The following is a 7,014-nucleotide window of genomic DNA, read 5'->3' on the forward strand; positions in this document are numbered from 1 at the left end:
CAACGGCGGCCATCCGGTAACCGGTCCCGCGCACGTCGCGGACCCGGCGCTTCAGGCGGCGCGGGCCGGACCCCCAGAAAACCGGCCCGCGCCCCTCACGGCGCTCCCCCTGCGACCGCCGCGCCACCCGACCATGGTCGGTCAGGGACCGGTCCCCGCGCATGGGTGCCGAGACCCCATATTCCGGCGCGGCCCGCACCGGTCGTCACTCTCCGGGCATCTTCGTGCGTGCGGTGAATGTGGGGGTATCGCCCCCATGTGCGTGCCCCGCCGAGCTGAAACCATGAGTGGCGTGACGCCCCAGACATCGGCGACGTCCCTGCTGCTGAAGTGGTGGGTGCACGGCCAGACCCCGCGCGAACGGAAGGCGGACAAGCCCGCATGGGCGGACTTCGCCGAACACGCTGTCACCACGCTTCTGCCGGAGCGCCCCCCAGTCGGTGACTGGCGTGTCGAGTTCGCCGGGGTCTTCAGGTCGTTCGTCGAGGCCGCCTGCCGTACCGCGGTCCCCGACGATCTCGCCGGCGCCGACGTCGGAGCACTCCGCCGGGGTTTCGCGGCTCAACTCGACCAGCATCTGCTCAACCTCTCGGTCCGCACGCTGGTCCTCGAACTCCACCGCGCGCGCAAGGCCGGGAGCCTCCAGGGTGAGACACCCGAGGAGCGCTTCTCGGACTTCACGCGCCGGCAAGCCACCCCGGACGGACTCGCCAGGCTGTTCAGCGAGTACCCGGTTCTGGCCCGGCTCCTCGCTCAAGCCTGCCTTCACGCCGCCGAAGCCCACGCCGAAACGCTGACCCGCTTCTCCGCCGACGCCGCCGCGCTGCCCTGTTCGGTCGCGGACGGCGAACTCGGCACGCTCGTCGAGGTGGCGGGCGGAATCGGCGACTCGCACGCACGAGGACGGTCGGTCAGGCTGCTCCGCTTCTCCAGCGGCGCGAAAGTGATTTACAAACCGCGGCCGCTGATCCTGCACGAACGGTTCACCGACGTCGTCGACCAGCTGAACAAGCGGCTGCCCGGCCTCGAACTGCGGACCGCTGACGCACTGCCGCGCGACGGGTACGGCTGGCTCCGGTTCGTCGAGCACCGGCCGTGCGCCGATATCGCCGACGTCGACCGTTTCTACCGCCGTCAGGGCATCCTCCTGGCGCTCCTTCACGCGCTCGACGCCACCGACGTCCACTACGAGAACATCATCGCCTGCGGCGACCAGCCGGTGCTGATCGACATCGAGACGCTGTTCCAGCCGTCGCCACCCGATCCGCCGGAGGGCGACCCCGCGGCGGCGATGCTCGCGCGATCGGTCCAGCGCACCCTGCTGCTCCCCCAGCTCTTCGCCGGTGAGCACGGCGCCGTCGACATCTCCGGGCTCGCCGGCCGCGGCGGGAAACTGCCCACCGACCGGGTCGATTGGGCCGATCCCGGCACCGACAGGATGCGGCTGGTCCGCGTACCCGGCGAACTCGCGGGCGGGAACAACCTCCCCCGCCTCGACGGCCGCGACGTCACCCCCGCCGAGCACAGCGCGGCGCTGCTGGCCGGATTCCGGCTCGGCTACGACGCGATCTCCACCGCGCGGGACGAGCTCGCCGAGCACCTCCGGCGCTGCGCCGGAGATCCCATCCGGGTGCTCATCCGGCCGACGAACTTCTACTTCCGGCTGCTGGACGAGACCACCCATCCCGACCTCCTGCGCGACGCCGCCGACCGCGACCACGCGTTCGACCTGCTCGAAGAGGACTCCGCGGGCGAGGACAAGCTGTTGCGGCTCGTGCCGCACGAGCGGGCCGACCTGTGGGCGGGCGACGTGCCGATGTTCACCTCGAACCCCGGCTCGACGTCGCTGCTGGACTCACGCGGCGACAGTGTCGAAGGTGTGGTCGACCGGCCGTCGCTGGACACCGTGCTGGCGAAGGTCGCCGACATGGACCCGCTCGACCAGCGCGACCAGGAATGGCTGATCTCCGCCACCCTCGCCATCAGCACGGCGACCGCCGGGCATCACGGCGGCGAGACGGCGGAGACCGCGGTGCCGAACCAGGCGCCCGACGCCGAACGGCTGCTGGTCACCGCCTGCGGGATCGCCGATCACATCGTCGCCAACGCCTTCTCCGACGAGCACCGCTCCAATTGGCTCGGGATCGAACTCGTCGACGACCGCTACTGGACCGTGCTGCCGATGGGCGCGGGACTCGGCGAGGGCTACTGCGGTGTCGCGCTGTTCCTCGCCCAGCTCGCCGAGCTGACCGGGATCGCCCGCTACCGCGATCTGGCCGCGTACGCGATCAGCCCGCTCCCCAGCCTCTTCGCCACTCTCCGGGCCGACCCCGAGCTGGCCGCCACGGCCGGCTGCGGCGGTCTTCTCGGGCTCGGTGGTGTCGCGTACACGATCGCCCGGCTCAGCACGCTGGTCGGTCTTCCCGCCGGCGACCTGATCGAACAGGCCGTCGACCTGATGCCCGACGCCACCGCCGGGACGCCGTCCGGTTTCACGACCGGGCTGGCGGGCGGTGTCGCGTCGATGCGCTCGGTGTATGTCCAAACAGGACTGGAGGCGGCGCTCACGAAGGCGGACCGCTACACCGGGCAGCTGCTCGACCGCGAACATCCACAGGGGACGGGTTTCGCCCGCGGTTCCGCCGGGGTCGACTGGGTCCTGCGGGCACACCGCCGGACCGGCGAAGAACCGCCCGGAAAGGCGGACGATCGGGCGGAAAATATCGGCGGCTGGTGCGACGGCCTGTCCGGCGCCGCGCTCGGTCAGGCCGCCCACCTGCCGGAGCCCGGTCATTCGAGGGACCTGGACCGGACGATCAAACAGCTGACCGACGGGGCACCGCTGAAGGATCTCAGTCTCTGCCACGGCGAGTCCGGAGTGCTGGAAGTGTTGTGCGTGCTGGCCGAGAACGGGCACACTGGCGCCGCCGCCGCGGTGCGTCGCCGGACCGGTCACCTGCTCGCCGCCATCGACCAGCGCGGCGCGCGCTGCGGGACGCCCGGTGCTATCCCCGCGCCGGGGTTGCTGAGCGGCCTGGCGGGCATCGGCTACGGCCTGCTGCGGCTGGGATTCGGCGACCGGGTCCCGTCCGCGCTCCTGCTCCGCCCCGACCGGCCGCATCCCGCGGCCACCGTCATCCCGCCGGTAAACCGAGTATGAGGAGAAGAGACCGCATGTACGAAAGAGACCTGCCCGCCACCGAAGACGCCCTCGGCGCCGTGAACCTGCCGCGCGCCCTCGAGGTCGGCTCGCGCAACCACGCGCTGGCGGGCAGCAAGCCGCGGCTGAGCGCCAACCCGCTCGCCACGCTGTCCGGCGATCCCGGATCACCGTCCGTCGTGAGCGTCTTCACCGGCGGCTGGATCTGAGAGACGATCACGAGGGCGGGCACGCGCCGCCCGCCTTCGTGATCGACTTTTCGTCGTGACGCGGTGGTCCGCTCGCTATAGTCACGGCGGTGGGAATCCGTTCATCGCGGATGATCGGCCGTGACGCCGAACTGGCCGAGCTCTCCGGAGCTCTCGATCGCGCCATCGCGGGTCGCGGCGGCGCGATCTTCCTCGTGGGCGAAGGCGGTATCGGCAAGTCCCGGCTCGCCGTCGAAGCCGCTTCGCGAGCCGTCGCCGCCGACATCCCGGTCCTCCAGGGCCGGGCCAGCTCGATCGGCCCGCTGGTCCCGTTCCGGCCGCTGACCCAGGCGCTGTTGTCACACTTCCGTGGCGGAGGCCCGCCCGAGGCGGCCGAACTCGACCCGTTCGTCCCCGTGCTCGCCCAGCTCATCCCCGACTGGACCCAGGGCGACCGGCCACGCGAATCAGGCTCCCTGATGGTGCTGGCCGAAGCGGTGTTCCGGCTGCTGGCCGTCACCAGCCGCGACCGCGGCGCGCTCCTGGTCCTCGACGACCTCCAGGACGCCGACGCCGAGACGCTGTTCATCCTCGAATACCTCGTCGACAACCTGGCCGCGGCGCAGACCCTGTTCGTCGGCACGCTCCGCAACGAGCCCTCCGACGCCCTCCGGCTGGCGACCTCCGGTGCCCAGCGGATGAGCTGCGCCGTCCTCGAACTCGACAGGCTCGGCCTGGCCGACACCCGTGCCCTCGCCGCGGCCTGTCTGGAGACCGAGCCGGAGTATCTACCGGCCCCCGCGGCGGAGCTGTTGTGGCGCAACAGCGCGGGCCTTCCCTTCATCGTCGAGGAACTGCTCCACGGCATGGTGAACGACGGTCTGCTGGTCGAGAGCCGGGACGGCTGGCGCGTCATCGGCGAACTCCGCGCGCGGGTACCCGCCGCGCTGATCACCAGCATCGGCGTCCGGATGGAGCAGCTGGGCGAGCAAGCCGGCGAACTGCTGTCGGTCGCCGCGATCATCGGCCGCCGCTTCCCCCTGTCGGTGGTGCAGACCGTCACCGGAACGAACGACCGGACCCTGCACAACCACCTCAGCGCCGCGGTCTCGGCGAACCTGGTGACCACCGACGAGACGACACCCGGCTGGTACGCCTTCCGGCATCCGCTGACCGCGGAAGCGCTGCTGACCCGGCAGTCACCGGCGCGGAAGGCGGAGCTCGCCCGTCAAGCCGCCGACGCCGTCGAGAAGCTCTACCCGGGCTTGCCGGGCGACCTGTGCGCGCTCGTCGCGTCGCTGCGCCTGACCGCGCTGGACGAGCCGGCGGCGGGTCACCTGTTCGCGGAAACCGGTCGCCGCGCCCTCGACGCCGGGGCCGCGGACTCCGCGGTCACGATGCTCACCAAGGCCGTCGACCTGCTCGCCGGGGCCGACGCGGGTGATCGGGCCGAGGTGCTGGAAACCCTGCTGTACGCGCTCGGGCAGACCGGTCAATTCGACCGCGCCGTCGAGCTTTCGGCCGGATTCGGCGAGATCGGGACGCTCGAACGGGCCGCCAAACTGCACACCCAGCTGGCTTGGGCCGCCTACATCGCCGGACGGCACGACGAATGCCTCGGCCAGATCGAACGCGCCCGCGCTCCCCTCGGTTCGGCGATCTCGCCCGCTCAACAGGCCGCACTCGACGCCGTCGAAGCGAATCTCTGGCTCGACGTCCCCGGCCGGACCGGCAAAGCGGAACGGCTCGCGCGTCAGGCGTGGAAAGTGGCCGAGGAGACCGCGCAGCCGTTCGTCGTCTGTCAGGCGCTCCAGGTACTCGGCATGCTCGCGCTGCCGCGGGACCTCATCGAGTCGGAGCGCTACATGCAACTCGCGCGACGGACCGCCGAGGACAACCACCTGCACCACCTCCGCACCCAGGCGCTGGTCCGGCTCGGTGGGCACCGCGTGCTGATGAACGGCGACGAGCAGACCCTGCTGCTCGCCCGCGCGGACGCCCAGCGGACCGGCTCGATCACGCTGCACTGCGCGGTCGATTCCGTGCGCACCATGCACGCGATCCTGCGCTGCGAGTTCGAGACCGCGCACGCGCTGCTGGAAGAAAACCTCGCCGTGCTCGGCAGGCTCCGGCTGACCGCGTTGCTGCAGTACGCGCATATGACCAGGGCGATGTCGGCCGGGCACCGGGCGGACCGTCCGGCGATGGAACAGGCCCTCGAAGACTTCCGGGAGAGCGGCGGCGAGACCGCACAGGAAATGGTGCTGAGCATCGGGCTCGCGCGGGTCTTCTGTTCCCTGCTGGAGGAGGACCTCGACCGGGCACGCCGCGAACTCGGCCAGGTGATCGAACTGGAGGGCCGTCGGCCGAGCCGGTTCCACCTCGCCGGTCAACACGGGCTCAGAACACTCGTCGACACGCTCGGCGGCGCCGACTGCCCCGCGGACGGGTCCGCCGTCAGCGGGATGCGCTGGAACAGGCAGTTCGTCGAGTTCGCGCACGCCGTCAAGCACGGCAGGCGAGGCGACACGGCGGAAGCCGGAAAGGCCGTGGCCGCCGCGCTCGAGACGTCGGCGCCCTATCCCCTGGCCAGGCACCTCGGGCTCCGGCTGATCGCCGAACGGGCCGCCGCCGACGGCTGGGGTGATCCGGCGGGCTGGCTCAAAGAAGCCGAGGAGTACTTCCACAGCAGGGACATCCAGGCGGTAGCGGGGGCGTGCCGGAGCCTCCTCCGGAAGCTCGGCGCGCCCGTCCGCCAGCGCCGCGCCGGTGTCGACCGGGTCCCCGGCGACCTGCGCGCGGCCGGCGTCACCGTGCGCGAATACGAGGTGCTGGTGCTGCTCGCCGAGCGGATGGGCAACAAGGACATCGGCACCAGGCTGCACATCTCCCCCAGGACGGTCGAGAAACACGTCGCGAGCCTGCTGGCCAAGACCGGTCTCGCCGACCGTTCGGCCCTCGCCGAACGCGCCGCCGGACCGCGACCTGGCATGCTGTGATCATGAGCGACCTCACCGTGTACGGCGCCGGCTGGTGCCCCGACGTCAAACGCAGCCGTGCCTTGCTGGACGCGAAGGGCGTCGAATACGCCTACGTCGACGTCGAAGCGGACACCGGCGCCGAAGAGACCGTGCGAGCGCTGCAGAACGGTGAACGGCGGATCCCGACCATCGTCTGGCCGGACGGCACCCACCTGGTCGAACCGAGCGACGACGAGCTCACCGCGCACCTGAACCGGTGACCCTTCCGGACGTCCCGGTCGGCACGAGGGTCGTCGTGCGGTACCGGATCGAAGGCGGGTTCACCGACGCGCTCGGCTACCTGCGCTCCCGCGACGACGAGGAGTGCACGGTGGAGACCAGACGCGGTCTCGCGACGATCCGGCTCGCGGACATCGTGCTGGCGAAGCCGGTCCCGCCTCCTCCGGCTCCGCGCGGGTCTCGCGGGCCCGGCGGGTCTCGCGGGTCCGGCGGGTCTCGCGGCTCGTGATCCGGGACGGAACTCACGTGACTGGAGGCCGCACTCGAGTGTGCGGCCTCTGATCACGCGAGTTCCGTCTCTGATCACGCGAGTCACGTCCCGGATCACGCGAGTCGCGCCTTCGGGCCCCGGTGACCAGGCCGGTCCAGGTGGTCGTGCCCGCTTGCAAGTACATGAAGGCCCCCT

5 protein-coding genes are annotated in these 7,014 nt (G+C 71.3%); all 5 read left to right on the plus strand.

The features are described from left to right. Positions 1-283 precede the first annotated feature (283 nt). The 5 genes from CFP71_RS19130 to CFP71_RS19150 all read left to right on the plus strand — a co-directional run bounded on the left by CFP71_RS19130 (position 284) and on the right by CFP71_RS19150 (position 6,837). Positions 284-3,160: a type 2 lanthipeptide synthetase LanM family protein gene (locus CFP71_RS19130; RefSeq protein WP_244199736.1), complete on the plus strand. Its 2,877-nt coding sequence runs from the start codon at positions 284-286 to the stop codon at positions 3,158-3,160. Positions 3,161-3,174: 14 nt separating this feature from the next. Continuing rightward, positions 3,175-3,369, plus strand: a complete 195-nt coding sequence (locus CFP71_RS19135) for a hypothetical protein (RefSeq protein WP_093935228.1) — start codon at positions 3,175-3,177, stop codon at positions 3,367-3,369. An 89-nt stretch (positions 3,370-3,458) separates the two neighbouring features. Beyond that, a complete protein-coding gene (locus CFP71_RS19140) occupies positions 3,459-6,347 on the plus strand; it encodes an ATP-binding protein (protein ID WP_093935229.1) in 2,889 nt (962 codons plus the stop codon). A 2-nt stretch (positions 6,348-6,349) separates the two neighbouring features. After that, positions 6,350-6,589, plus strand: coding sequence for a glutaredoxin family protein (locus tag CFP71_RS19145; RefSeq protein WP_093935230.1), 240 nt, complete (start codon positions 6,350-6,352; stop codon positions 6,587-6,589). Further along, complete coding sequence (locus CFP71_RS19150) at positions 6,586-6,837, plus strand: putative acetyltransferase (RefSeq protein WP_093935231.1); 252 nt, start codon at positions 6,586-6,588, stop codon at positions 6,835-6,837. Before CFP71_RS19145 ends, CFP71_RS19150 begins: the two co-directional genes overlap by 4 nt. The last annotated feature ends 177 nt before the right edge of the window (positions 6,838-7,014 follow it).

This window comes from Amycolatopsis thailandensis, assembly GCF_002234405.1.
Classification (GTDB): Bacteria; Actinomycetota; Actinomycetes; order Mycobacteriales; family Pseudonocardiaceae; genus Amycolatopsis; species Amycolatopsis thailandensis.

Bases quoted from the DNA above. Each gene is read 5' to 3' on its own strand.
- CFP71_RS19135 (WP_093935228.1), top strand. From the start codon at position 3,175: ATGTACGAAAGAGACCTGCCCGCCACCGAAGACGCCCTCGGCGCCGTG.
- CFP71_RS19145 (WP_093935230.1), top strand. From the start codon at position 6,350: ATGAGCGACCTCACCGTGTACGGCGCCGGCTGGTGCCCCGACGTCAAA.
- CFP71_RS19130 (WP_244199736.1), top strand. From the start codon at position 284: ATGAGTGGCGTGACGCCCCAGACATCGGCGACGTCCCTGCTGCTGAAG.